At 61.4% G+C, this 25698-nt stretch carries 25 protein-coding genes, 1 pseudogene and 1 riboswitch; of the genes and pseudogenes, 15 read left to right on the top strand and 11 right to left on the bottom strand.

All coding sequences use genetic code 11. From position 1 onward, the window contains the following. Positions 1-88: 88 nt before the first annotated feature. Entirely contained in the window at positions 89-1015 is a 927-nt protein-coding gene (locus J0663_RS25680; RefSeq protein WP_207244818.1) for a cation diffusion facilitator family transporter, read from the bottom strand. Positions 1016-1206: 191 nt separating this feature from the next. Here J0663_RS25680 and J0663_RS25675 point away from each other — a divergent pair, with 191 nt between their 5' ends. Further along, on the top strand, positions 1207-2574 hold the full coding sequence (locus tag J0663_RS25675; protein ID WP_207244817.1) for an amino acid permease: 1368 nt from the start codon (positions 1207-1209) through the stop codon (positions 2572-2574). 12 nt (positions 2575-2586) lie between these two features. On the opposite strand, the gene arcC is transcribed toward J0663_RS25675, so the two are convergent. From arcC to J0663_RS25650, 5 genes are all read right to left on the bottom strand, one after another. Next, positions 2587-3525 (bottom strand): carbamate kinase, encoded by a 939-nt coding sequence (gene arcC / locus J0663_RS25670; protein WP_207244816.1) that lies wholly within the window; start codon positions 3523-3525, stop codon positions 2587-2589. 1 nt (position 3526) lies between these two features. Further along, complete coding sequence (locus tag J0663_RS25665) at positions 3527-4531, bottom strand: ornithine carbamoyltransferase (protein WP_207244815.1); 1005 nt, start codon at positions 4529-4531, stop codon at positions 3527-3529. Between the two features lie 38 nt (positions 4532-4569). Continuing rightward, positions 4570-5799, bottom strand: coding sequence for an arginine deiminase (arcA, locus tag J0663_RS25660; protein ID WP_207244814.1), 1230 nt, complete (start codon positions 5797-5799; stop codon positions 4570-4572). Positions 5800-5935: 136 nt separating this feature from the next. Beyond that, positions 5936-6145: a hypothetical protein gene (locus J0663_RS25655; RefSeq protein WP_375337021.1), complete on the bottom strand. Its 210-nt coding sequence runs from the start codon at positions 6143-6145 to the stop codon at positions 5936-5938. 173 nt (positions 6146-6318) lie between these two features. Continuing rightward, complete coding sequence (locus J0663_RS25650; protein WP_207244813.1) at positions 6319-6669, bottom strand: hypothetical protein; 351 nt, start codon at positions 6667-6669, stop codon at positions 6319-6321. A gap of 271 nt (positions 6670-6940) precedes the next feature. Here J0663_RS25650 and J0663_RS25645 point away from each other — a divergent pair, with 271 nt between their 5' ends. From J0663_RS25645 to J0663_RS25630, 4 genes are all read left to right on the top strand, one after another. Beyond that, on the top strand, positions 6941-8173 hold the full coding sequence (locus J0663_RS25645; protein ID WP_259667078.1) for a sensor histidine kinase: 1233 nt from the start codon (positions 6941-6943) through the stop codon (positions 8171-8173). Further along, positions 8142-8810: a response regulator FixJ gene (gene fixJ / locus J0663_RS25640; protein ID WP_207244811.1), complete on the top strand. Its 669-nt coding sequence runs from the start codon at positions 8142-8144 to the stop codon at positions 8808-8810. The genes J0663_RS25645 and fixJ overlap by 32 nt, the downstream gene beginning before the upstream one ends. A gap of 122 nt (positions 8811-8932) precedes the next feature. Continuing rightward, a complete protein-coding gene (locus J0663_RS25635) occupies positions 8933-9577 on the top strand; it encodes a helix-turn-helix domain-containing protein (protein ID WP_207244810.1) in 645 nt (214 codons plus the stop codon). A 169-nt stretch (positions 9578-9746) separates the two neighbouring features. Continuing rightward, entirely contained in the window at positions 9747-10028 is a 282-nt protein-coding gene (locus J0663_RS25630; protein WP_375337022.1) for a hypothetical protein, read from the top strand. Positions 10029-10268: 240 nt separating this feature from the next. Here J0663_RS25630 and J0663_RS25625 read toward each other — a convergent pair whose 3' ends face one another. Further along, positions 10269-11111: an extracellular catalytic domain type 1 short-chain-length polyhydroxyalkanoate depolymerase gene (locus J0663_RS25625; protein ID WP_246590458.1), complete on the bottom strand. Its 843-nt coding sequence runs from the start codon at positions 11109-11111 to the stop codon at positions 10269-10271. 16 nt (positions 11112-11127) lie between these two features. Here J0663_RS25625 and J0663_RS31840 point away from each other — a divergent pair, with 16 nt between their 5' ends. Then, complete coding sequence (locus J0663_RS31840) at positions 11128-11253, top strand: hypothetical protein (RefSeq protein WP_259666286.1); 126 nt, start codon at positions 11128-11130, stop codon at positions 11251-11253. A gap of 40 nt (positions 11254-11293) precedes the next feature. On the opposite strand, the gene J0663_RS25620 is transcribed toward J0663_RS31840, so the two are convergent. Together J0663_RS25620 and J0663_RS25615 are read right to left on the bottom strand one after the other, a co-directional pair. Beyond that, positions 11294-11749, bottom strand: a complete 456-nt coding sequence (locus J0663_RS25620) for an NUDIX hydrolase (RefSeq protein ID WP_207244807.1) — start codon at positions 11747-11749, stop codon at positions 11294-11296. A 383-nt stretch (positions 11750-12132) separates the two neighbouring features. After that, positions 12133-12672, bottom strand: coding sequence for a SixA phosphatase family protein (locus J0663_RS25615; RefSeq protein WP_207244806.1), 540 nt, complete (start codon positions 12670-12672; stop codon positions 12133-12135). A 384-nt stretch (positions 12673-13056) separates the two neighbouring features. Between J0663_RS25615 and J0663_RS31760 the strand changes: the two genes are divergently transcribed. Continuing rightward, positions 13057-13275, top strand: coding sequence for an ATP dependent DNA ligase (locus J0663_RS31760; RefSeq protein WP_343075800.1), 219 nt, complete (start codon positions 13057-13059; stop codon positions 13273-13275). A 29-nt stretch (positions 13276-13304) separates the two neighbouring features. Here the strand turns inward: J0663_RS31760 and J0663_RS25610 are convergent, their stop codons facing one another. Further along, positions 13305-14345, bottom strand: a complete 1041-nt coding sequence (locus J0663_RS25610) for an S-adenosylmethionine:tRNA ribosyltransferase-isomerase (protein WP_207244805.1) — start codon at positions 14343-14345, stop codon at positions 13305-13307. After that, positions 14342-15064, bottom strand: coding sequence for an SDR family NAD(P)-dependent oxidoreductase (locus tag J0663_RS25605; RefSeq protein WP_207244804.1), 723 nt, complete (start codon positions 15062-15064; stop codon positions 14342-14344). Before J0663_RS25605 ends, J0663_RS25610 begins: the two co-directional genes overlap by 4 nt. Before the next feature lie 86 nt (positions 15065-15150). On the opposite strand from J0663_RS25605, the gene soxR reads away from it, so the two are divergent. From soxR to atzF, 8 genes and pseudogenes are all read left to right on the top strand, one after another. After that, positions 15151-15585 carry a redox-sensitive transcriptional activator SoxR gene (soxR, locus tag J0663_RS25600; RefSeq protein WP_207244803.1) on the top strand — a complete coding sequence of 145 codons (435 nt, stop codon included), beginning with the start codon at positions 15151-15153 and terminating at the stop codon, positions 15583-15585. A 315-nt stretch (positions 15586-15900) separates the two neighbouring features. Next, positions 15901-16012, top strand: a riboswitch (guanidine-I (ykkC/yxkD leader). 74 nt (positions 16013-16086) lie between these two features. Continuing rightward, the gene (locus J0663_RS25595) at positions 16087-17160 is read left to right on the top strand and encodes a putative urea ABC transporter substrate-binding protein (protein WP_207244802.1); all 1074 of its coding nucleotides are present in this window, start codon (positions 16087-16089) and stop codon (positions 17158-17160) included. Positions 17161-17218: 58 nt separating this feature from the next. Then, positions 17219-18037: an ABC transporter permease gene (locus J0663_RS25590; protein ID WP_207244801.1), complete on the top strand. Its 819-nt coding sequence runs from the start codon at positions 17219-17221 to the stop codon at positions 18035-18037. After that, entirely contained in the window at positions 18034-18858 is an 825-nt protein-coding gene (locus J0663_RS25585) for an ABC transporter ATP-binding protein (RefSeq protein ID WP_207244800.1), read from the top strand. Before J0663_RS25590 ends, J0663_RS25585 begins: the two co-directional genes overlap by 4 nt. After that, the gene (locus tag J0663_RS25580) at positions 18855-19676 is read left to right on the top strand and encodes an urea amidolyase associated protein UAAP1 (protein ID WP_207244799.1); all 822 of its coding nucleotides are present in this window, start codon (positions 18855-18857) and stop codon (positions 19674-19676) included. The genes J0663_RS25585 and J0663_RS25580 overlap by 4 nt, the downstream gene beginning before the upstream one ends. Before the next feature lie 10 nt (positions 19677-19686). Next, on the top strand, positions 19687-20337 hold the full coding sequence (locus J0663_RS25575) for an urea amidolyase associated protein UAAP2 (protein WP_207244798.1): 651 nt from the start codon (positions 19687-19689) through the stop codon (positions 20335-20337). 2 nt (positions 20338-20339) lie between these two features. Beyond that, positions 20340-23878: pseudogene (uca, locus tag J0663_RS25570) on the top strand (urea carboxylase). 3 nt (positions 23879-23881) lie between these two features. Further along, complete coding sequence (gene atzF, locus J0663_RS25565) at positions 23882-25693, top strand: allophanate hydrolase (protein WP_207244797.1); 1812 nt, start codon at positions 23882-23884, stop codon at positions 25691-25693. Positions 25694-25698 lie beyond the last annotated feature (5 nt).

The following is a 25698-nucleotide window of genomic DNA, read 5'->3' as shown; positions in this document are numbered from 1 at the left end:
GTACATGACGGGTCGTGGAGCGTCCTTGATTGCAATCAAGGTGACGCGAAGCATTTCGACATCGCCGGCGGAATTGCGCTTTGACTAGCTATTCGGCCCATTCCGCATCGGCGGTGAAGGCGATCGTCAGCCAGCGATTGGCGCTTTCGTCACCGATCGCGTTGCCGATCTCGTCGCGGAGCGCGTCCCATTCTTCCACGGTCTTGGCAGGAAGCCCTTCGGGGACGATGAAATAAAGTTCGATCTGCATTGCGCGGCCGACTTGGGCGACATAGGCGCGGTGGGAAAGGAAGCCGAGACGGCGAACCGTTTCCAAGGCGACACGGTCGACATGTTCCTGCAGATCGACGGGGGCGATCAGCAGGATCTCGCTCAATGCCTTCCAGACGGTGCCGACCGGAAGCGGAATCATGACCAGGCAGACAAGCGCCAGAACCGCCGGGTCCATATAGTTGGCAAGCCAGGCAGCCGGCGTTGCCTGCACCGCCATACCGATCAGGAATGCGACGAGCAGCGCAAGCGCGATGCCGCCCGACATGATCCATGCCTTGACGTCGAGCGAGACGAAATCCGATCTGATGCGGGCGTTCAGCCTGATGCCGAGGAAGGCCATGACCGTGCAGACAAACAAGGTCGCTGCGGAATAAGCGACCGCCATGCCGAATTGCAGTTCGTGGCCGCCGTTCAGGATGCTGATGATCGCGCTGATCAGCGCATAGACACCGACCGTCATCAGCAGGCAGCCGTTGAGCATCAGCACGATAGGCTCCAGATGCCAGAAGCCCATGGTGAAGCGGTTGCGAATTCTGCCGGATCGGGCATCGCTCTGGGTCGATTGGATGATCAGGTTGGAGACTCCAAGCGCAAGACCGGTCATCGCGGCATCGGCCAGCGAGTAAACGCCGTCGAAGGCGATCGAGAAGGAGCCGGAAAGAATGCCGAAGACGACGCCGAGCGTTGCGACCACGACGGTCGCGGCAATCGACACCCTGAGAAACCCCTGCTCGCTCAGCATCGTCGACCCCGCCTCCCGCTCCGGCCCGTCATGCGATCTAAGCAGCTTTAGCCCGATGACGAAGGCTAGACCAGCCCCGCCGACTACGCATTGATCCGGATTGCGGCAGCCGGTTTTTGCAACGACAATTACGGTTTGAAGGCGGTCCGCAGAGACATCGGCTCCGGGCAGCCGGCTCGCGGGGGAAGCTCATGACAACGTCGCAAAATGGCAAGAGCCTCGGACTTGCTGCCTGCACCGCCATCGTGGTCGGCAATATGGTGGGATCGGGCTTTTATCTTTCACCAGCCGCGGTAGCGCCCTATGGCAACCTTGCGATCATCGTCTGGATCGTCATGGGCGCCGGCGCGATTTGCCTCGGCCTGACCTTCGCGCGCCTCGCCAGCCTCGTGCCGGCCGTCGGCGGCCCCTATGCCTATACGCGGCTCGCCTATGGCGATTTCGCCGGCTTTCTGATCGCCTGGGGCTACTGGATCTCGATATGGACATCGCTGCCCGTCATAGCGATTGCCTTTGCCGGCGTGATGGTCGATCTCTTCCCTGCCCTCGCCAACCGATTCGCCGCGACGGTGCTGACGCTCGGCGTGATCTGGGCGATCGTGCTTGTCAATCTTCGCGGCGTTCACGCGGCCGGAGTCTTCGCGCAGGTCACGACCTACGCCAAACTGCTGCCTTTCGGCGCCGTTGCAATCATCGGTCTTCTCTATATCGATACGTCGCATTTCGCCGAATTCAATCCGAGCGGTCAGCCGTTGCTGCAGTCCTTTGCGACCCTGGCGCCTCTCACCATGTTTGCCTATCTCGGGCTGGAATCGGCGACCGTTCCAGCCGGCGACGTGGAAAATGCGGAGCGGACGATCCCACGATCGACCGTGCTCGGCATCTCCATCGCCGCTGCCCTTTATGTGCTCGGCACGATCGTGGTGATGGGCCTCGTGCCGCGTGAACAGCTTGTTCAGTCGGTTGCGCCATTTTCCCAGGCGGCAGGGATCATGTGGGGACGGCCCGGCGAGTTGGCCATCTCGCTTGCGGTGCTGGTCTCCTCGATCGGCGCGCTCAACGGCTGGACCTTGCTGATGGGGCAGGTTCCGATGGCTGCTGCCCGCGATGGGCTGTTTCCGCCGCTATTTGCCCGGCTCTCCCCGCGAGGCGTGCCGGGGTGGGGCATGATCATCTCGGCCTCGTTGGCAACGCTCCTCGTGCTCGTCCAGGCGCTGGGCTCCGAAGGTTTTGCCGCCGTCTATCGGCTGATGGTCGGACTGAGCACCATGGCCGCCGTCGTTCCCTATGCCTTCTGCGCGCTTGCCGGAAGCCTTGTCGCAAGCGTGACTGATGGGCGAATGCCGAGGGTCAGCGTGATCGAGCTCATCGCGTTCATCTTTGCGATCTTCACCCTTTACGGCTCCGGCGCCGAACCGGTGCTCTACGGCCTCGTGCTGCTGATGCTCGGCATCCCCGTCTATGTCTGGCAAAGACGCAACGCGGCTGGCGCGACAGACAAGGAAACGGCAGCGAACGCCGCAACGCAACCGCTGCCGTCTCAGGATAAGTTTGCCTGATCGACCAGGCCCTCAGGCATGCCAGCTCAGGTTATCAAAACGCTCGTTGATGATCGTCCCGCGGTCACCGCGCACCATACCGGCGATTTCGGCAAGAGAGCCGATTGCGGCCGTCTTGCCGTTTGCCCGTGCAAAATGGCAGGCAGCATCGACCTTCGGGCCCATCGAGCCGGCCGGGAAGGAGAACTGCGCGAGATCGTCAGGACGAGCGCGGTGGATCGCCTTCTGGGACGGCTTGCCCCAATCGATGCAGACAGCCTCGGCATCCGTCGCCATGATCAAAAGATCGGCGTGGAGTTCTCGCGCCAGCAGTTCCGAGCACAGATCCTTGTCGATCACGGCCTCGACGCCGATCAGCTTCCGATCAGCGCCCTTTTCGTACATCGTCGGAATTCCGCCGCCGCCGGCACAGATAACGATGGTGCGCTGCTCCAGAAGCCAGCGCACGGGTCGGATCTCGAAGATGCGCTTCGGCGCCGGCGAGGCGACGACGCGCCGCCATTTTTCACCGTCCTGCTTGAGCACCCAACCCTTCTCCGTGCGGATCCGATCCGCCTCGCCCTTGTCGTAGACCGGCCCGACGAACTTGGTAGGGTTCCGGAACCCCGGATCTTCGGCGTCGACTTCCACCATGGTGAGAAGCGTTGCCAGAGGTTGCTCGAACGGCAGGAGATTGCCGAGTTCTTGTTCCAGCATATAGCCGATCATGCCCTCGGTCTCGGCGCCGAGAACATCGAGCGGATAGGCCTCCTCTGGTTTGTAGGCCGCTCCCTGCAGCGCGAGCAGCCCGACCTGCGGTCCGTTGCCGTGGGTTACTACGATCTCATGTTCGGCCGCCAGCGGCGCGATCGCCTCAGCGGCGGTGCGCGCATTTCGCCTCTGGGTATCGGCGGTCATCGCTTCTCCGCGCCGGAGAAGCGCATTGCCGCCAAGCGCTATGACCACACGCATGCTAATCTCCCAGGGTTGCAACGAGCAGGGCCTTGATCGTATGCAGGCGGTTCTCAGCCTGTTCGAAGGCGACGTTGGCTTCGGATTCGAAGACGTCGTTGGTCACTTCGAGCCCGTTCTCCATGCCGTAATCTTCGGCGATCTGCTTGCCGAGCGTCGTCTCGGTGTCGTGAAATGCCGGCAGGCAATGCATGAACTTGGTCTGCGGATTGCCGGTCGCCTTCATCAGATCCTGATTGACCTGGTAAGGTGTGAGCAGCTTGATGCGTTCGCGCCAGACGTCCTTCGGCTCGCCCATCGAAACCCAGACATCCGTATGGATGAAATCCACGTCCTTGACGGCCTCTCGCGGATCTTCGGTGACCAGCAGCCGGGCACCCGAAGCCTGCTGCAAATCCCTGGCGATCTTCATGTATTCTTCCGAGGGCCACAGTGATCTCGGCCCGCAGATACGCACATCCATGCCGAGAAGGCAGCCGACGATCAGCAGCGAATGGCCCATGTTCGAGCGGGTGTCGCCGACATAGGCATATTTGATTTCAGCGATCGGCTTGTCGCTGTGCTCGCGCATGGTCATGACATCGGCAATCATCTGGGTCGGATGATATTCATCGGTCAGGCCGTTATAGACCGGCACGCCGGCGTACTTTGCCAGCGTCTCCACGCCCCTCTGGGCGGAGCCGCGATATTCGATCGCGTCATACATGCGCCCCAGCACTCGCGCCGTGTCCTTGAAGGATTCCTTGTGCCCGATCTGCGACCCCGATGGATCGAGATAGGTCACATTGGCGCCCTGATCCGAGCAGGCCACTTCGAAGGCACACCTCGTTCTCGTCGAGGTTTTCTCGAAGATCAGGCAGATTTCCTTGCCCTTCAGATGCTCCTGTTCGGTGCGGGCATATTTGGCCCGTTTCAGGTCGCGCGCGAGATCGAGGAGATAGCGGAATTCCCTCGGCGTATAGTCCTGCACGGTCAGAAGCGATCGATTGCGCAGATTGAAACTCATGGTCTTGCTCCGTCGGTCTGGTTCGTGGATGGAAACGGTCAGTAAGCGGGGTCGCGCCAGATCGGGCATGTCATGCAGTGTCCACCACCACGACCGCGTCCGAGCTCGGAGCCGCGGATGGTGATGACCTCGACGCCCGCCTTTCGCAGCAGCGTATTGGTGTAGGTATTGCGGTCGTAGGCGACGACGACGCCGGGCTCGAGCGCCACGACATTGTTGCCGTCGTCCCATTGTTCGCGTTCGGCCTGGTAGGAGTTGCCGCCGGTCTCGACGGTGCGCAGCTTCGCCAGATCGAGCGCTTCGGCGACGACATCGAGCATCGGCGCATTTTCCGGATGGATCTCGAATGTGCCGTCGTCGTCCTTGGGATGCATGCTGTAGCAACGGATCTGATCGACGACCTCGGCAAACAGTGTGACGACGTCGCGGTCGCAGAAGCTGAAGACCGTATCGAGATGCATTGCCGCGCGGCTCTTCGGCATCAGGCAGCCGATCACCCGCTTCGCCGCCTTGCTTCTGAAAAGGGCCTGAGCCACCTGGCCGACCGCCTGATAGGTGGTGCGCTCGCCCATGCCGATCAGTACCGTACCGTTCCCGATCGGCATGACGTCGCCGCCTTCCATCGAGGCGTTGGCAAATTGATGATCGGCGTCACCCCACCAGATCTGGAAATCGCCGCCCTGGAAGATCGGATGAAACTTGTAGATGGCACGCTGAATCAGTGTCTCGGCGCGTCGCGCCGGCCAGAACATCGGGTTGCAGGTCACGCCGTTATAGATCCAGCAGGAGGGATCGCGCTGGAAAAGCGTGTTGGGAATCGGCGGGATGACGAAATCGCTTTCCGGCAAGGCGCTGAGCATCAACGCCTTGGCCTTGACGTCGGGCAGGTCGGAGATCGCGATGCCGCCGATCATGAATGCGGCAAGCTGTTTGGCCGGCATTTCGTCGAGCCATGGCCGCATCGCCTCGGCAACCTGCGAGCCAAGCACATTCGGGGTGATGCGCCGGTCCAGGATGAAATCGCGCGCCTGCTCGTTGGCGAGGGCCTGACCGAGCAGATCGTGAAGTTCGAGAACCTCGACACCCCTTTCCTGCATCTTCAGGACGAAGTCATAGTGGTCCTTCTGGGCTTCATGAACCCAGAGGACATCGTCAAAAAGCAGATCATGGCAGTTTGCAGGCGTCAGGCGTTGATGCGCCAGGGATGGTCGACAGACCATGACGGTTCTCAGTTTTCCAACCTCAGAATGAACACCGAAACCACGCATGTGGTCCTCCTTCCAGCCATCGGGATAGCTCTTTGAACAGCGTCAGATTATTTTGGCGGGTCCACTCATGTCATTGATTGCAGACAAGGTGCGGTGCAGCATTTGTGACCCCGGCGTCGCCCAGTGATGCCGTCGCTCAGTGAAGATCGGACCGATCGTTTCGGCGTATCTGCCATGCGCGCCAATGGGTGGGATGAACGTCCAGCATCTCGCCCGTCAAGGCATTGGCCCATCCGCTTGCCAGGCGCTGGCACGGAAAAACCAGGGCGTGGATACCATCACCGTCAATGACGGCGAGTTCGATATCCTCTTCGAATGGTGCTTCGACGACCAACCGCCACATCATCGAACCCTCCCCGTTGATGCACGAGCGTCGACTGGATACGGGGCTGTTCTTACACAGGCCGGTCGCTCGTCCGGCATTGGTTCTCCAGCCGGCGTTTTGCGGGCGGCGGCGCAACGACATCATTGTCCCGCCCTTTCGATAGAAGATGAGGTTCCTGTGGCTCCAGCAACGCCTCACTCAATATAGAAGGTCAGGTTGCCGTTACGGGCGCGCGTCACCCATTCTATTTGGTTGGGGGTCAGCTTCTTAGCCTTCAATTGCTGGACGAGCCATGTGTTGGAACGGATAGCTGTCCGGATTTCCTTCACATGTTCGGCGCTGCCCGGCCTCGGCATCGCACCGACTTCGACCGCGGTTCGAAAGCTGACGATTGAAAAACGCTTGTCGTGATAGTTTCTGATGTGCTCCGGCAGGTTTTCGGCCCAGTTCATGCGCCGGTATTCCTTGCGCGTCTGCTGGGCGTCGACAGGCGCCGCAACCAACGCCGCGCTCGCAATGGCGATAGCAAGGGCAATCTTCATCATCTTCCTGCTCCTCAAATGGCCGTGTGCCCATTCCTGCCAGAGTAGCGGAAGAATGAGCCGGCGACATTGAGCCGAATCAATGGAAGGAGCCGAGCGGAAACCTAGGCAGGCCAGGCCTTTCCACCGGCGATTGGCACTGAGATACCCATAGAGGCTACGCGATACTACACCGACCCGTTTCCCAAAGGTGGTAACCTCAAGTCCTTGTAGGGCAAAGCCCATTAAGGGGCAGGCCGTCTCAAGGGCGGAGGAAACCATCGTGTCCATCAAGATGGAAGCGCCGCATGTTGAGGAATGCGATCGTGTTGACCCGGACGTCTCGGGCCGACCCTCGTTCATGGAAACTCGGATGACAGGCCGCGACCGGCCAGGCGCTTTGCGGCAGGGCGATGGCGCACCGCGGATGGACTGGATCCGGCAATTCTATGAACACCTGCCGGACGCGGTGTTCTTCATTACCGAGCGTCACCGAATTTCGGCCTGCAACAGGGCTGCTGTGGCATTGTTCGGTTATGAGGAAGACGAATTGCTTGGTCAGAGGATCGACTTTGTCTGGTATCCGACACCGGATGTCACGTTGAAGGGACGCTGGGCAGACCGGGGCGTGGTCCGGGCGGGTGTGGCGATCACGAGGAGCGGTGTTCAATTTCCAACTGCCCTGACGATCATCAGAGAGCAGGACGACAAAGGACACTTCTTCGCGGTGATCTTCGAGGATTTCCGCACCGAACGCGAGACTTTGCAACATGTCCAGGAGCTTCAGCACGAGCTTGCCCGCCTCGCCAGAATAGTCGCGCTCGGTGAAATGACATCGACGCTGGCTCATGAACTTGCCCAGCCGCTGGCGTCGATCGCCGCATACGCGCAGGGTTGCGGGCGGCTTGTAAAGAAGCATCGACACGGCCACGGCGAAGAACTCTGTGAAGCCTTGTCCGAGATTACGCAGCACGCTCTGTGGGCGGGAAAGATCGTGCAGAACATCAGAGAATTCGCCAAGCGCGGCGCCGACGAGAGAAAGATTGAGGCGATGCACGCGCTCATCCATGAGGCGACGGCATTCGCGCTTGCCGGATCGCAGCGAAAAGGCTTTTGTGCCGATTTTCAGCTCGAAGCGCAGCGGGACGTCGTGCTTGCGAACCGCGTCCAAATCGTGCAGGTGCTGACGAACCTTGTGCGCAACGCCGTGGAGGCTACCGACGGCATTGCGCAGCCGCATATCACCATCCGAACCAGAACCGACGATTTCTCCCGCCTCGTTGTCGACGTATCCGACAATGGCTGCGGAATTGCGGTCGACATCGAGGAGGCGCTGTTTCGTCCCTTCGTGACCAGCAAACCGCGCGGCCTCGGTATGGGCCTGGCATTGTCCAAGCGCATCATCGAGGCGCATGGGGGGCGCATAAGCGCGCGCAACAGAATGGAAAGCGGTTCAATCCTTTCGTTTTCCCTTCCGCTGGTGGAGACAACAACCGATGGCGAACGACCTCACGATCCATCTCGTTGATGACGAGGAGTCGCTTAGGCGGTCTTTAACGTTCCTGTTGGTGTCGGCAGGTTTCGCCGTTCGGACGCATAGCTCTGCCAAAGCCTTTCTGGAACTGTTGCCGCTTTCGGGACGAAGCTGCCTCGTGACGGACCTGCGCATGCCCGAAATCGATGGTATCGAATTGCTCCAGCGCCTGCGCCGTTTGAGACTGAACGTTCCGGTCATTGTCATTACCGGTCAGGGCGATATCGCCGCAGCCGTCCGGGCGATGAAGGCGGGCGCATCCGATTTCCTTGAAAAGCCCGTCAGAGAAGAGGCGCTGATAGCGGCGATCAACGCGGCGGTGGGACAGAGGCGTCCGGGCGGGGCCATCGCTGATTCTGAGAGCGTTGCGGTACGGCTTCGTCAGCTCACGGAGCGCGAACACCAGGTTCTGGCCGGCGTTCTTGACGGCCTGCAGAACAAGATGATCGCCTATCAGCTTGGTATCAGCGCACGCACGGTCGAAGTCCACCGCGCCAACGTGATGGCGAAAATGGGCGCACGTAATCTGGCTGAGCTCATGCGGATGGCCATCACCCTGGATACGGCAGCGCAGCCGATTGGAACCACCAAGGCCCTGCCCGGCGACGGTGCTTGGACGCCTGCCCGATAGGTCGCGGCCGCGTCACACAGCTGTCGGGGATCGAGCTTCCGTAGCGATACTTAAGGGATTTCGCGAATATCGAGGCAGACGGCGATTGGTTATGTTGCTAGGCGGATTGGGGGGCGACGCATATGCTTCATCACCACGCGACCGTAAGGCAAATGGCAATTCCGGGCCGTCGTCATGGAACAACTGTCGGAACAGCCAGGGATCAGTCGATCAAGCTCAAGGCCAACGAGACAATTTACAGCGAAGGCGAACACGCATTTGCAATCTATCAGGTCGAAACGGGTGCGGTGCGCATTTATCGCCTGATGGCCAGCGGACAGCGATATATTCTGTCATTCTGCGGTGAGGGCGAATGGTTCGGCCTTGAAACCGGGAATGTTCGAACCGACTTTGCGGAAGCCGTCTGCGAGGCCTCCATCAGACCTTTTCGAACCAGCCAGAACGCGGTCGTTCCTATCGACCTTCTTCACATCGCGCTGACGAACCTCGCCAAGGCACAGCACAAGCAGCTCGTTATCACCGAACAAAGCGCGCTGAAGCGGGTCGCGGCCTTCGTTTGCGAAATGGCAGACCGTCATCCGGAAGATCTGGAGTTCGACATGATGATGTCCCGCAGCGACGTCGCCGACTATCTCGGACTGACAGTCGAAACCGTTGCCCGCTGCTTCACGAAACTCCGCGAAAAAGGCGTCCTATGCCTGAAGGGCAAGCTGCAGCGCGTCGTTCGCCTTCTGGACCGCGAGGCGCTCATCGCGCTCACCACCTGACGCATGTCGTCCGGACGTGGGGGCGCTTCGGGGATAAGGTCATGCATAAAGCACAGAAGCTATAGCGGCGATGGATTGAAATCGACCGTGCAAAGAGGGTTGAACAATGAGATTCCTATTCTGCCACAGATCGAATGCAGCGGCCACAACATGCATCGCGGCTCTGCTGTTGCTGGTGACCTTTCCACTCGCTGGACGGGCGCAGGACAATCCGTTTGAGCAATTTCCTTTGGTCATCCATTGCAAGTACAATGAAACCTACCACAGCTTCTACTTGTCACGCATCTCACAGGACGGCGTTGCAACCTATCAGGCATCCGAACGGATCGCCGGCACGATCACCCTCGACGGCAAGGCCAAGGCTATCGGCGGTGAAGGTGGAGGCACCTGCGTCGGCAAGACCTTGGCGGAGCTTCGCGCATCCCATCAAGCCTACGATCTGAACCGCTAGGCGATGCGGCCGTTAGACTAGGCTCGCCCCGCAGAGGTCGATGCTAAAGACCGAGTGGCGACCAGCGCGCACCGCGGTCCGCCGAACGTATATCGCGACTGCGATTCCGCCTCAGGTCGAAATTCGTCTGACCGATCTGGCAGCTCTCATTTACAGCGACAACGTCACCGGATCGGGCGGCTCCTGACGAGATGCGGCAGTCGGACGGTGAAAGGGGAAAAAAGCGCAGCGTTATCGGGACTAAAAGCTGAGCCTCTTCAGGCCCCATAGCCGCAGCAATTCGGCTGGAGCCGAAATCTCCGCCGCGATGACGTAAGGGTCTCCACTGCGCATCGGCGTTGTGGCTTCCCGCATCTTGATTGGAAGCCCGTGCCCAAGCTTCCTGACCGAATAGAAGGCCAGTTTCAGACCGTCTGCGGCCCGCCACGACTGCAATCTGCCCCACGGTTTTTCCTCCGCGCGTCCGCTGCTCTCGGCGATGCCCTGGACTTCCAGCCACTGAGCGATGGATGCGAGGGCGTTGGTGGGGTTCACGGTCCTATCATCCATGCCATGCCAGATGGTTATCGGCGGCCACTGCTTTATCTCTGAGGAGATTTCCCTGACGGGTCGCCCCCAGCCGCCAGGCGGGGGCGTCGCGCCCGACTTCATCGCTCGTAACGCCGACATCGCATCTCGGGCCGCTCCGAGGGGCATGCCGGCGATGATCGCGGCGCCTGCGAACAGCTTCGGATAGTTGGCAACCAGCGCGGCCGTCATTGCCCCGCCTGCAGACAGTCCTGTGACAAAGATCCTCGAGCGGTCGATGCGATGTTTTTCGCATGCATATTCGATCATCTGCCTGATGGAGAGCAGCTCTCCGCGGTCTCTGGCGACGGCACTTGGACGGAACCAATTGAAGCATCGTTGCGAATTATTGGCGCTTCTCTGCTCAGGGTAAAGGAGAACGAAGCCGCGTTCCTTTGCGAGCCTAGAGAAGCCAGCGGCACCATCCAGACTTTCGGGTGTCTGCCGGCAGCCATGAAGCACGACGACAAGTGCCGGGCGTTTCGGCAGCCGCGCTGCCGGCACGAAGGTTTTCATGGTCAGGCGGCCGGGATTGCTTCCAAACGCAGTCGTCTCGACAAGAACAGGTTTCGCAGCACGCGGTGTCGGCCTCGTGCGTTTCGTCTTGTTCCGAGGCGCCTTGAAGGCCTTCTCGATCAGCCTGCTGAATTTCTTCTGAGACTTGAGGGCACGCGCTAACGACTTGCCGAAACCGAACTTCATACCCCCATCGTCTCGAGCCGTGACAACAGCGTCCGCAGGCCCGGCTGCGCGGCTTCACGACTCGCATCCTTCAACCGGAACCACTGCGTCTTGCGAAGTCCTGCTTCGGGAAACGCCACGGCAATCCTCAAAACTTTCAAAAGATGAACGGCAACCGTATAACGGTTCACGCTACTGTCCTTTTGATAGGTGAAACTGCCGACGGGCGTGCTGTCGACGTCACCGATGATGCCGGCCTCCTCAAACGCCTCCCTCAAGGCCGCCGCGCTGCTCGTTTCGCGGCTCTCGATATGGCCTTTCGGAACGCCCCATCGACCGTTGCGTCGACTGCCGACCAAAAGCACTTCGAGACGTCCGTTGGCATTTCGTCGATAGCAGATGGCGCCTGCCTGTGCGACATCGAGTCCGGTGTTATCGGTCAGAACTTCGTTTCTTGTTGGCTGCTGCAGCATGAACGGCCTCCGATACGGCTCGCAAACTAGGGCGATGACACAGGCGGGTCCAGTTGTTTCGTCCTACATTTGCGAAAATTGAACATGCCGTGGGTTTAGGCGTTGGCGATGGTCAATCGAACGTGGAGCACGTCTTGTCGGAAATCGAAATCAAGCTCGACCACGAAGGTGAACTCTGGACCTTGTGCTGAGTTCCGATCTGCTTGGAGAACCGCAGGTGGTACTTGAAGGCATTGGCCATTTCCGCTTCGTTGACGAGAACGGGTTCTCCGGCCAATTCGGCGTTGTCGAACCATTCTGCCGTGAACGACCCGATCGCAATCGGCGCGCGTTAGAGTTAGCGCCATGTACCATTTCTACTAAATTCAAACCGGAAAGTGGCCCTATGATCCCAAGGATCGCGGGGTTACGAACCGCTCGAGATAACCGGTGCCCGTCGCAATCTCGTGCCATCCGCCGAGATCGAGGTCGATGACGGCGAGTCCCGCCGTCGGGAACTTCTGCCGCATGCGTCGCACGGCATCGACATCGCCGTCCGCCACGATCAGCGAGGCAGCATTCTCCATGCCGGGATTGTGGCCGACGACAAGCAGCGTGCGGATGCCGGGTTCGACGGCCCGGATCACATCGAGCATGCGCTCCGCCGACACCTCGTAGATATCTGCCGTCTCCACTTCCGAGACCTTTTTCGAAAGGGCCCTGCGGACAAGCTTCCAGGTTTCCTGCGCTCGGCGGGCCGGCGAGACGAGGGCGAGGTCGGGGATCAGCTTTTCGCGCAGCATATAGGTCCCGATGACGGGCGCAGCCTTTCGCCCGCGATCCGCCAATGGCCGTTCACGATCGGCCACACCGTCGGGCCAGGCGGATTTGGCGTGGCGCAGAAGAATGAGCCGGTGTTTCGGCAGCATATGGTTCAAGGTCATTTATCGCGAGGCCAATGTCATCGGTAAGAGCTTCGATTCGTGTTGACAACTGGTGCATGAACTGTCCGATACACTTCGCAAACTAGGCGCATGCCACTGACGGGTCCAGTTGTTTCGTGCCTTGAGCGTCGTGGGGTTTCGGCGGGGAGCGCCGGGCGGGGCCTCATCGGCGGGCACCGGATAGCGCTTGCGCCGTCGCTCCGTGGTTCTCGTATTGGACACTTCGTCTTCCTCCGTCCCCTTGATGGCTTCGCGCCGCGCTCGCCGTGCAGGCTGGCTGCGCTCCGCGGCCGCCTCGAATCGGGCCAGCGCTACTGCAGTTCGTGTACGACCGGTGCGGCGCTTAGAGTCGACCGCGGCATCGGCTATGAGCAGTCGGCCACGATGCACGGGCGGCTCGGCAGGCTGCTGTTCACCGGACGAAAGGATAATGACTGGGTACACGTCGGATCCTTCGGCACGGGGTTCAGTCGAAAGGAGGTCGAGGATCTTCGTAAGGTGTTAGATAGTCTCATAACGAAGAAGCCCGTCGTGCTGCTGGCGTCCAGCGCACTTCGCTTCCGCTGTAGTCTGAATAAACCCCGAGGCATCTGCAGCCTATGATCGACGATCATGTGGCCCGAGGGAGAAGGTTAGCGCCGATAAAACAGTGGTTGCCGATTGAGCAGCATGGAATCGCCGAATTCATGCGCACGGTAGCGGCACGCAGTGAGAGCGGCGGAGGCGCTGGCGAGTAGGCCGTCGTCGGCAAAGGCGCGCAGCAGCTCGAAATGGCTTTCGCCGGGCTGGTGGACGCCAGTGAGCAGCGCATCGACGACGCGGAGCGGAGTGCCCTGTTCGATGCGCCCTGTCGCAATACCATCTCCGGCACGCACGCTGCCATCGGGATTGGCGGCTGCTTCAAGTGCGCGCACGACGCTGGTGCCGATCGCGATGATGCGGTTGCCCCTGAGCTGCGCCTGCGCTACCTGCGCCACGGTACATTCAGGGATGCGGTACGGCTCGTCGAAGGGAAGGCGCAAGTCGAGCGCGGGATCGCCGGTGGATGAAACGCCCGCGGCATGCGTGAGTGTTGCAAAACCGATCTCGCGACGACGCCAAGCTTGCAGCGTGCGCCAGTCGAGCGCGAAGGAAGCCGATGGCGCCTCGAACGCGACCGGCCGGGCAGCAATTCTCGTCCAAACATCCCATAGTGCCAACGGCTCGGGAACATGCGCGTATTGGATCGGCCTGCCGTGCTGCGCCAGTCCTGCAAATATGGCTGCTCGGGTGCCTTGGAAGACCAGCTCGACAAGGCGAGGATGGTCGAGAACGCGCGCGACCTCGGCTTCAAGTGAGCCGAGCTGGAGGCGATCGCCTGATGACAGCGCAGGCGGCGGCAGGCGATCTTCCGTGCGGGTGCGATGATCGCCCGAGCCGAAGACAATCGCAAGGAAGCGGACTGGAGCGGAAGGTGACAGCCAGCCGGCCAAGCGGATCTCGATCGTCTTTCCGCATTGGAGATGCGTGCCGTGCAGGCTGGCAGGCAAGGTTGCGGCATCGTTGGCGACAACCAGATCGCCAGGATCGAATGCCGCCCCGAGGTGAGCCCGCGGCAGGTCGCGCATCGTGCCGTCCGCCTCAACGACGAGCAGCCTGGCCGATTGCCTATCGAGGCGATCCGCGGCAATCACGCGTGGGCTCCGGCGGTAAGCGCAGCGTGACCCGGCAACGCGTCAAGCATCTTTGCGATGATCTCGGCAGCCGCCACCTCCGGGTCTTTCAAGGTCGAAGGGTCGGCGTCCGGAAGCGCCAGCGCGTGGAGCGGGGTGTCCATGTCCCCAGGGTCGAGCGCAAGGAACCTTATTCCATCGGATTTCGACTCCTCGTCCCAAATCGCGGTCAGATGGGCAAGTGCTGCCTTGCTCGCGCCGTATGCGCCCCAACCGGGATAGGCGTTGACCGCCGCGTCGCTGGAGATGTTAATCACCAGGGCGCCGCGGCCCTCGTGCGCGGACGCGGCAAGCGCACCGAACAGGGCTTTCGTCAGCCGGAAGACGCCGAGAACGTTGACCGCGAGCGCCGCTTCCAGCTCCTCGCACTCCGTATCAGCAAGAAGCGCCAGAGGCGCAGGACCGAGGCTCGATGCATTGTTGATCAGGACGTCGACCCCGCCGAGGTTGGCAGTGACCTGCATCGCGATCGGGTAGATATCTTCCTTCTTGCCGATGTCGGCGACAATGCCAAACGCGCCCGTCTCGGCTGCGACGCGTTCGACATTCCCGGCGGTACGGGCGACGAAAGCGATGCTCGCACCCTTCCCGGCAAGCTGCCGCACAAGCGCCAGTCCAAGGCCGGAAGTGCCGCCGGTGATCCCTACGCGAAGTCCTTGAAGATCGATTTTCGGCTGCATTGCAGGTGCTCCTTCAATAGCCACGCGTAACTGCTACAAGTTCAAGTTAACTTGAAGTCAAGAGAGCTTCGTGCTTTTATTTGTGCATGGATCCGATGCTGACCATCACCGACGTGTCGCGGCGCAGCGGCGTTGCATCATCAGCCTTGCGCTTCTATGAGGAGCGTGGGCTGATCGCATCTGAGCGCGCCGGCTCGGGACACCGACGCTACCACCGGTCCGCATTGCGGCGGATCGCCTTCATCGTCTTTGCACAGCGGATCGGGCTGACGCTTGAGGAGATCGGCGTCGAGCTCGCTAAGCTTCCGGCCGATCGCGTACCGTCACGTCGGGATTGGTCGCGGCTGTCGAGCGCGTGGGCAAAGCGTATCGACCAGCGCATAGCCGAGTTACAGCGCCTGCGGTCCGGGCTTGGCGAATGCATCGGTTGCGGCTGTCTGTCGATCGACCGATGCAGCTTGGCGAACCCTGCCGACGTGGCAGGGCGCAAAGGGCCGGGGGCGAGGTATTGGCTGGGGTGAATGAGCCTCCAACGGTACGGCGGACGATCTTACGATCTTCGCGACAATATTTGGGCGACATAGGCGAGTGCCGAGCGGCGACTTAGCGACGCGCGCACGATAGTGGCTCAGCCAAATGCGAGCTTCACTCTGTGCTTCGTTATAGGACTATTGGTTGCACCAGGACTTGCAGTCCTAGCGCCGACATCCTTCACCCCAGAGATGGTGGAAAATTAAGCAATTGCTCCAAAGTGTACACAGTGTCAATTTGTCGAGGAGCCACGGCTAAATAAATCAATGACTTATAACGTGGCACACCGCTTGCAGGTTAACGGCTGAGTTGGTGGCTAGGGTTCCGGTGCTTTTCTGAAGCGCGACTGGTCCGAGAGCCACCACCGGCGGGGGAGACATCCTGCCGGGTGCACGGCGGGACAAAAGCCCGGGAGACCTCGTTAGCCAAGGGATTGGCGGCACGATGGTCATTGCCGATCCCTTTTGAAGAAAAGCAAAAGGGGAATTTCAATGCAGACTTTTTCGAAGATCCTTTCCATCGCCGCCCTTTCCGCTTCGCTGGCGCTCGGCATTAGCCCAGTCGCTAAGGCCGAACCGAAAACCGATTTCAAGGTCGCCTGGTCCATCTATGTCGGCTGGATGCCCTGGGGCTATGCGGCCGACCACGGCATCGTCAAGAAATGGGCTGACAAATACGGCATCAAGATCGAGGTCACGCAGTTCAACGACTATGTCGAGTCCATGAACCAATACACGGCCGGTGCCTTCGATGCCGTGACGCTCACAAATATGGACGGATTGTCGATTCCCGCCGCCGGTGGGGTCGACACGACCGCTGTGATCGTCGGCGATTTCTCGAACGGCAATGACGCCGTGATCCTGAAAGACAAGGCGAGCCTTGCCGATATCAAGGGCCAGAACGTCAATCTCGTCGAGTTCTCGGTCTCGCATTACCTGCTTGCCCGCGCGCTCGAGAGCATCAAGTTGACGGAGCGCGACGTGAAGGTGGTCAACACGTCGGATGCGGACATGGTCGCAGCCTACAAGACGCCAGACGTCACCGCCGTCGTCACCTGGAATCCCCTGGTCTCCACCATCCTCGAAGATCCCTCCGCCAAGAAGGTTTTCGACAGCTCGCAGGTGCCGGGCGAAATCATCGATCTGATGGTCGCCAATAGTGGCGTGCTGAAGGACAATCCGAACTTCGGCAAGGCGCTCGCCGGCATTTGGTATGAGACGGCCGCACTGCTGCAGGCCGATACCGCCGAGGGCAAGGCAGCCCGCGAGGCCATGGGTTCGGCTTCGGGCACAAATCTCGCCGGGTTCGAGACCCAGCTTGCCGCCACCAAGCTCTTCGACAAGCCGGCTGACGCGGTTGCCTTCACAACCTCCCCCAATCTGCCGAAAACCATGGATCTGGTGCGCAACTTCCTTTTCGAGAAGGGACTGCTCGGCAACGGCGCGCCATCCGCTGACGTCATCGGCATCGAAATGCCGGACGGCAAGGTCCTGGGCGATGCCGGCAATGTGAAGCTGCGCTTCACCGAGACATACATGAAGGCCGCCGCCGACAGTTCGCTCTGATCGCAATGGAGGCGCGGTTCACCCGCGCTCCCTTCCCTTCATCAGCGGAGCATTTCCCATGCGTTGGATCAACACGAGGCCGAGCCGGGGCGCGCAGTTCGCCTTGATGCTGCTGCCCTTCGTGCTGCTCGCCCTTGCCTATGCCTTCGGCTCGGCCGCGCGGCTGGCGGAAAACGCCAATGACAAGCTTCTGCCGAGCCTTGCCGGCTTTGCCGATGCGATCAATCGCTTGGCCTTTGTCGCCGACCAGCGCACCGGCGAATTTCTGCTCTGGTCGGATACCGGCGCGAGCCTGGTCCGCCTGCTTTCCGGACTCGGCATCTCGACTGCGATCGCGCTCGTTATCGGCATGCTGATCGGGATGCTGCCCTATCTCAGGGCGCTGCTCGCCCCGTTCATCGCCGTCATTTCCATGGTGCCGCCGCTGGCGCTGCTGCCGATCCTCTTCATTGTCATGGGGCTTGGCGAAACATCGAAGATCGCCCTCATCGTCATCGGCGTTGCGCCGACGATGATCCGCGATCTGGCGCTGAAGGCGCTGGAACTGCCGCGTGAGCAGATCGTCAAGGCGGAGACGCTTGGCGGCTCCTCCTGGCAGATCGGTCTGCGTGTCGTGCTGCCGCAAATCCTGCCGCGGCTGATCACCTGCCTCAGGCTGCAGCTCGGCCCGGCCTGGCTATTCCTGATCGCGGCCGAGGCGATCTCCTCGGATTCCGGCCTTGGCTACCGCATCTTCCTCGTCCGCCGCTATCTCTCGATGGATATCATCTTTCCCTATGTCGTCTGGATCACGCTCCTCGCGGTGGTCATGAACGCCCTGCTCGATCGCCTGCGTGTCGCCGTCTTCCCCTGGTCGGAGCTGGAGAAGCAGGCATGAGCGAACTGAAGATCGAAAGGGTCTGGAAGGAATATGGCGACCAGATCGTGCTCGAAAACGTGTCCTTGACCGTCGCCTCGCGTGCCTTCGTCGCCTTGGTCGGCCCGTCGGGCTGCGGCAAGACCACTTTCCTGCGCATGCTGCTCGGCCAAGAACAGCCGACGAAAGGCAAGATCCTGCTCGACGGCGAGCCTCTGCCGTCGGAGCCGGGGCCGGACCGCGGCGTTGTCTTCCAGCGTTATTCCGTCTTTCCGCACCTGACGGTGCTCGGCAATGTGCTGCTCGGCAAGGAGTTTTCCGCTGCGCGCTACAAGGCCAGGCTTTTCGGCGCTGCGCGCCGCAACGCCATTGAGGAAGCACGCGAGCTGATCGCCGAGGTTGGGCTCGCCGGTTCGGAGCGCAAATATCCGGCGCAGCTTTCCGGCGGCATGCAGCAGCGTCTGGCGCTTGCCCAGGCGCTGATCATGAAGCCGAAGGTGCTGTTACTCGACGAGCCATTCGGCGCGCTCGATCCCGGTATTCGCGCCGAAGTCCACACGCTGATGAAGCGGCTCTGGCACGAAACCCAGATGACCGTCGTCATGGTCACCCATGACATGCGCGAGGCCTTCACGCTGGCAAGCCGTGTGGTCGCCTTCGAGCGCCGCCGCGACCGGCCGGAGGAGAAGGAGCGTTACGGCGCCACCATCACCAAGGATATTTCCATCTGGCCGCCGCGCCTTGCCGGCCAGTCCTCGATCTTCAGCCCCGACCGGGACGGCCCGGTCGCTTCCCTGGGGCACAGCCGGGACGACCTGGCACCATCAGGAGAGACGCTATGATGCATGTGAGACGTTCCCCCGAAGAGATCGCCGCCAATCGCGCGCGCTACGAGGAGCATCAGAAGAAGGGTCTGGAATTCGCGCCCAAGGCCCTGCCCGGCCCAAGCCCGCTGCCGGCGCCGGTCATCGAAGCCGCCGCGATCATCCACCAGGAGATCGTTCCGGGCGGCTGGTATTGGTCGTCGAAGCTTCTGCGCGGCGAGGCAATCCGCATCGACCAGGGCGAGGGAAATTCCACCGTGGCGCTCGTCGCCTGGAATGCCGAGGATACGAGCGAGCGGATCAATCTGGTTGACACCGCCAAGGTTCAATGGACGACGGCGCTCGGCAAGGGGCGGGTGATCTTCTCTGATATGGGCCGCGTGATGTTCTCGATGATCGAGGATAGTTCGGGCGCCCATGACTGCCTGATGGGCGGCTCGACTGCTGCGTCGAACGCCGCCAAATATCCCGGCGAGAAAACGCGCAACACCCGCGACAACCTGATCCTTGCCGCCGTTAAGCTCGGCCTCGACAAGCGTGATATTCCCGGCATCCTCAATCTCTTCGCCCCCGTCCGCCTTGCGGAAGCGGGCGGTTTCGCCTGGCAGGGCAAGCGCACCAACAGTGGTGACTATGTCGAACTGCGCGCCGAGATGGACATGCTGGTCGCCTTTTCTAATTGTCCGCATCCGCTCGATCCCGATCCGACATACCAGCCGAAGCGAGTTGTCATCACCCGCTACAAGGCGGCAATCCCGGCGGCCGATGACCTCTGCCGCACGGCGACGGCCGAAGCCGTTCGCGGTTTCGAAAACAACGCCCTGATGCAGGCCTGAGGAGAGAATGATGTCCGATTTCATCCAGACCTCGCCTGCCCGCAGCCTGCAGAATGCCGCGCAGGATCATTTCATCGCGGCCGAAGCCCCGTGGTCCGGCCTCGTGCGCAAGGGCCAGACGATCCGCATCGAGGACAGCTATGGTCAGCAGGCGATCGACACGCTCTTTTACCGTGCCGATGATTTCTCCGAGCGCTATTCCAATCAGGATACGATGCGCATGCAAGGTGCCGCCTATATCGGCATCGGCACGAAGATCATGTCGAACGAAGGCAATGTCATGCTGACAATGACCGCCGACAGCTGCGGCCGCCATGACACATCCGCCGGCGCCTGCTCTTGCGAGAGCAATACGGTCCGCTTCGGCCACGGCACGAAATATCTGCATGCCTGCCGCGACAATTTCGTGCTCGAAGTTTCGAAACACGGCATGGGCAAGCGCGACATCGTGCCCAACATCAATTTCTTCATGAACGTGCCGATCAAGCCCAACGGCGAAATGACGATCGTCGACGGCATTTCCGCGCCCGGCGACTATGTCGAGCTCATCGCCGAGATGGACGTGCTCTGCGTCATTTCCAACTGCCCGCAGATCAACAATCCCTGCAACGGCTTCGATCCGACGCCGATCCGGGTGCTGATCTGGGATGGCGAGGACTGAGCATGTTCAAGAAAGTCCTGATCGCCAACCGGGGCGAAATCGCCATCCGGGTCATCAAGACCCTGAGGCGGATGGGCATCGCCTCGGTCGCCGTCTATTCCGATGCCGACCGTTTCGCCAAGCCGGCGATGATGGCTGATGAAGCGGTGCGTCTCGGGCCGGCGCCGGCCAGCGAAAGCTATCTCAACGTCGATGCGGTCATCGCCGCCTGCAAGGCGACAGGCGCTGAGGCCGCACATCCAGGCTATGGCTTCCTCTCGGAAAATATCGGTTTCGCCGAGCGCCTTGCCGCCGAAGGCATTGCCTTCATCGGCCCGCGGCCTGAGCACCTCTCTGCCTTCGGCCTGAAACATACGGCGCGTGAACTCGCCAGGTCGAGCGGCGTGCCGCTTTTGCCCGGCACCGGTCTGCTTTCGAGCGCCGATGAAGCACTCGCGGCGGCCGAGACGATCGGCTATCCCGTCATGCTGAAAAGCACGGCCGGCGGCGGCGGCATCGGGATGCAGCTTTGCGGTGATGCCGAAAGCCTGAAAGCGTCCTTCGAAAGCGTGCAGCGCACCGCACGGGCAAGCTTCGGCGATGCGCGCGTTTATATCGAGCGTTTTGTAGCCGAGGCCCGGCATGTCGAGGTGCAGATCTTCGGCAATGGCAAGGGCAAGGTGATCGCGCTCGGCGAGCGCGACTGCTCGCTGCAGCGGCGAAACCAGAAGGTGGTCGAGGAGACCCCGCCCCCGGCCTTTCCGCTGCAACCCGCGCCCGCCTGCACAAGGCGGCCGTCGATCTTGGTGCCGCGGTTTCCTATGAATCCGCCGGCACCGTCGAGTTCATCTATGATCCCCAGCGCGAGGAATTCTATTTCCTCGAGGTGAACACCCGCCTGCAGGTCGAGCATCCCGTTACCGAAGCCGTCTTCGGTATCGACCTTGTCGAATGGATGATCCGTCAGGCGGCGGGCGAGGATGTGCTCTCGGGCGCCGAAGTTCTTCAGCCGAAAGGAGCCGCAATCGAAGTGCGGGTCTATGCCGAGATGCCGCATGCCGATTTTCGACCAAGCGCCGGTCTGCTGACCGAGGTCGTCTTTCCCGAAGACGCACGCATCGACGGCTGGATCGAGACCGGCACTGAAGTGACACCCTTCTACGATCCGATGCTCGCCAAGGTGATCGTTTTCGCCGAAGATCGTCCCGCGGCGATCGAAAAGCTGAAGACAGTTCTTGCCGGCACGTCGATATCCGGTATCGAGACCAATCTCGATTATCTCAAGGCCATCGCCGGCTCCGAGCTTCTGGCCAGCGGCAAGGTCGCGACGACTGCGTTGCGCGGCTTTACCGTCGTCCCTGACGTTATCGAAGTCATCGCGCCGGGCGCCCAATCCAGTATCCAGGAACTGCCCGGCCGGCTTGGCCTCTGGTATGTCGGCGTACCGCCGAGCGGCCCAATGGACGAGCGTTCCTTCCGCCATGCCAACCGCCTTGTCGGCAATGGCGACACGGTCGCAGCACTCGAGCTGACGGTGTCCGGGCCTGTGCTGAAATTCGATACCGATACGGTTGTTGCTCTTGCCGGCGCAAGGATGGCGATGAGCATCGATGGCGAGAAATTGCCGCATGGCGAGGCCGTCACCATCCGCGCCGGGCAGACCCTCTCGATCGGCAGCATCGATGGCCCGGGACAGCGAGCTTATCTGGCCGTGGCGGGCGGTTTTGCCGCTCCCGTCGTGCTCGGCTCGCGTGCCACTTTCGGCCTAGGCCAGTTCGGCGGCAATGCCACCGGCACGCTGAAGACCGGCCATGTCCTTCATCTCGCTCGCCAGGTCGCCACCGAAGCGCCTAAGCGCGCGACCGAGCCGGCCGAGCTGACGGGCGAATGGGATGTCGGCCTTGTCTATGGTCCGCATGGCGCGCCTGATTTCTTTCAGGACGGCGATATCGAGACGTTGTTCTCGACCAGTTACGAGGTGCATTTCAACAGCGCACGCACCGGCGTTCGCCTGATCGGCCCTGCGCCGAAATGGGCGCGCAGCGATGGCGGCGAGGCTGGGCTCCATCCCTCCAATCTGCATGACAATGCCTATGCGATCGGCGCGATCGATTTTACCGGTGACATGCCGATCATCCTCGGGCCGGACGGGCCGAGCCTCGGCGGCTTCGTCTGCCCGGCGGTGATCGCCCGCGAGGAACAATGGAAGATGGGCCAGTTCAAGCCGGGTGATCGTATCCGCTTCCATCCCGTCGCGCGGCCCGAAGACCCCATCGCCGGTCCGGTCGTGCATCGCGCGAAGGAGGAAGCAGGTTCGCCTGTCATCGGCAAGCGCGAGGATGGACCGGTCTCGGTCGTCTACCGCCGCCAGGGCGATGACAATCTGCTGGTCGAATACGGGCCGATGACGCTTGATATCGCCCTGCGGCTGAGGGTGCATCTCTTGATGAAGGCCGTCTCGCAAGCGGGATTGCCCGGCATCATTGATCTCACCCCCGGCATCCGCTCGCTACAGATTCACTACGACGGCACGATGCTCACCCGAAAACGCCTGCTCGGTCTGCTGGCCGAGATCGAGGTCAGCCTGCCGGCGGCACAGGATGTCACCGTGCCGAGCCGCATTATGCATCTGCCGCTTTCCTGGAACGATCCGGATGCGGAACTTGCGATGCGCAAGTATCAGGAACTCGTGCGGCCAAATGCGCCCTGGTGCCCCGACAACATCGAGTTCATCCGCCGCATCAATGGGCTGGCGGACGAACAGGCGGTCCGCGACATCGTCTTTGACGCGAGCTATCTGGTGCTCGGCCTCGGCGACGTCTATCTCGGTGCGCCGGTGGCGACACCGGTTGATCCGCGTCACAGGCTGGTAACGACGAAGTACAATCCCGCCCGCACCTGGACGCCTGAGAATGCCGTCGGCATTGGCGGTGCCTATATGTGCATCTATGGCATGGAAGGTCCCGGAGGTTACCAGCTCTTCGGGCGGACCATCCAGGTCTGGAATACTTGGCGGCAGACGCCGGTCTTTGCCAGGGAAAAGCCGTGGCTGCTGGATTTCTTCGATCAGATCCGCTTCTTCCCGATCAGCCATCGGGAACTGGCAGAAGCCCGCGGCGCTTTCCCGCACGGGGGCTATCCGGTCCGGATCGAGGAGGCGGAATTCTCCTACGCCGCCTATGAGCGGGAATTGCAGGCCAATGCCGCCTCGATCGGAAACTTCAAGGCTCGCCAGCAGGCCGCCTTCGATGCCGAGCGCCAGCGCTGGAAGGAGGCGGGCCTCGACAGCTTTGTCACCGACGAAGGCTCCGGCGAACGCCCGGATGGGGACATTCCTGAAGGCTGCTTCGGGGTTGCCAGCGCCGTACCCGGCAATATCTGGAAACTGCTGGTCGAGCCGGGCGCAGCGGTTGCGGCCGGCGACACGCTTGCCATCATCGAATCCATGAAAATGGAAATCAACGTTACTGCCCATGCACCAGGCCGTGTCCGCGACCTGCGCGCCGGCCCCGGACGAAACGTCAAGGCGGGCGATGTCATTGTTGTTCTGGAGGAATGCTGATCCATGCTGCCGACCATTCTTGATCTGACCAGCCTTCGCGCAGCCTATGAGGCAGGCAAAAGCCCGCTCGATATCGTGGAGGTCGTCATTGCCCGCCGGACCGCCTCGACCGATCCGGCAATCTTCATCACGCCCACGCCCGACGACATGTTGCGGGCCGAAGCACTGGCACTGATGCAGCGCGCACCCGCGCCGAACAGCCTGCCGCTCTGGGGCATTCCCTTCGCGGTAAAGGACAATATCGACGTGGCGGGACTGCCGACGACGGCTGCCTGCCCTGCTTTCTCCTACCAGCCGGAAAAGGACTCAACCGTCGTTGCGAGGCTTAGGGCCGCGGGCGCGATCGTCATCGGCAAGACCAATCTCGATCAGTTTGCGACCGGCCTCAACGGCACGCGTTCGCCCTATGGAGCGCCGCGCTCGGTCTTCGACAAGAACTATGTGTCGGGCGGCTCGAGTTCCGGCTCGGCAGTTGCCGTCGCCTCGGGCTTGGCGAGCTTCGCGCTCGGCACGGACACGGCCGGCTCCGGTCGCGTGCCGGCGGCTTTCAACAATCTTGTCGGCATCAAACCGACACCGGGACTGGTGCCGAATGTCGGGGTTGTGCCTGCCTGCCGCAGCGTCGATGTCGTCACCGTCTTTGCGCCGACAGTCGGCGACGGCGTCGCGATCCGCAAGGTGATGGAAGGCTACGATGCCGCCGATCCGTTTTCGCGCAAAGCAGTTGCCTCCAGCCTGCCTGCCTCCGGTCTGCGGATCGGTGTGCTCGACGGAGCCGAGCGGGAATTCTTCGGCAACAGGCACGTCGAGGCTCTCTACGACGCTGCAATCGAAAGGGCGCGCTCGCTCGGAGCCACCATCGTTCCCTTCGACTACGCGCCGTTCCGGCAGGCAGCTGAGCTGCTCTACAACGGTCCCTGGGTTGCCGAACGGCTGGCGGCTGTGAAGGATTTTCTTGCGACGAATGGTGCAGACTTCGAGCCGACGGTTCGCACCATCATCGAGAGCGCCAAAGCCTACGACGCAGTCGCCGCTTTTGAAGGCAGATACAAGCTTGAAGCACTGCGCCAAGAGACCCTGAAGGAATGGGAAAAGGTTGATATCCTGATGCTGCCGACCTCGCCGACCACCTACACGGTCGAAGAAATGATGGCGGATCCGATAGTGAAAAACGGCCATTTCGGCCGGTACACCAACTTCGCCAATCTTCTCGGTTGCGCCGCGATCGCCGTTCCAGCCGGCTTCGACGCCAATGATCATCTCCCCAGCGGCGTGACTCTGATCGGCCCCGCCTTCACCGATGACGCCCTTGCCCCTTTCGCCGACGCCATGCATCGGACGTCGAACGCAGGTATGGGGAAGGACCGCCTGGCGGCAATATCCGAGGCAAGCCGCGTCCCGCCGGCCGATGACGGCTCGGTGGCAATCGTCGTTGTCGGGGCACATCTGACTGGTATGCCTCTCAACCACGAACTGACTGGGCCGGGCGGCAAGCGGATCAAAACTTGCCGCACCGCAGCGGATTACCGTCTCTTCGTTTTGCCTGATACCGTCCCGCCGAAGCCAGGCCTCGTCCGCGAACCAGGTTTCGACGGCAATGGCCTCGAAGTTGAGGTTTGGAAGGTCACTGCGGAAGCCTTTGGGCGCTTTGTGCAGAACATTCCGGCCCCACTCGGCATTGGCAAGGTAACGCTCGATGACGGTTCGCAAGTCTCAGGTTTTCTCTGCGAGGCTCACGCAATCGAAGGCGCGCACGAAATCACCGAATTAGGAGGCTGGCGCGCCTACCTAGCGGATGCAAGTATTCCGAAATGAGGATG

Origin of the sequence: Rhizobium lentis (genome assembly GCF_017352135.1) — a bacterium.
GTDB lineage: Bacteria > Pseudomonadota > Alphaproteobacteria > Rhizobiales > Rhizobiaceae > Rhizobium > Rhizobium lentis.
The sequence above is the reverse complement of the archived record's forward strand: the minus strand, read 5'-3'. Positions and strand labels throughout refer to the sequence as shown.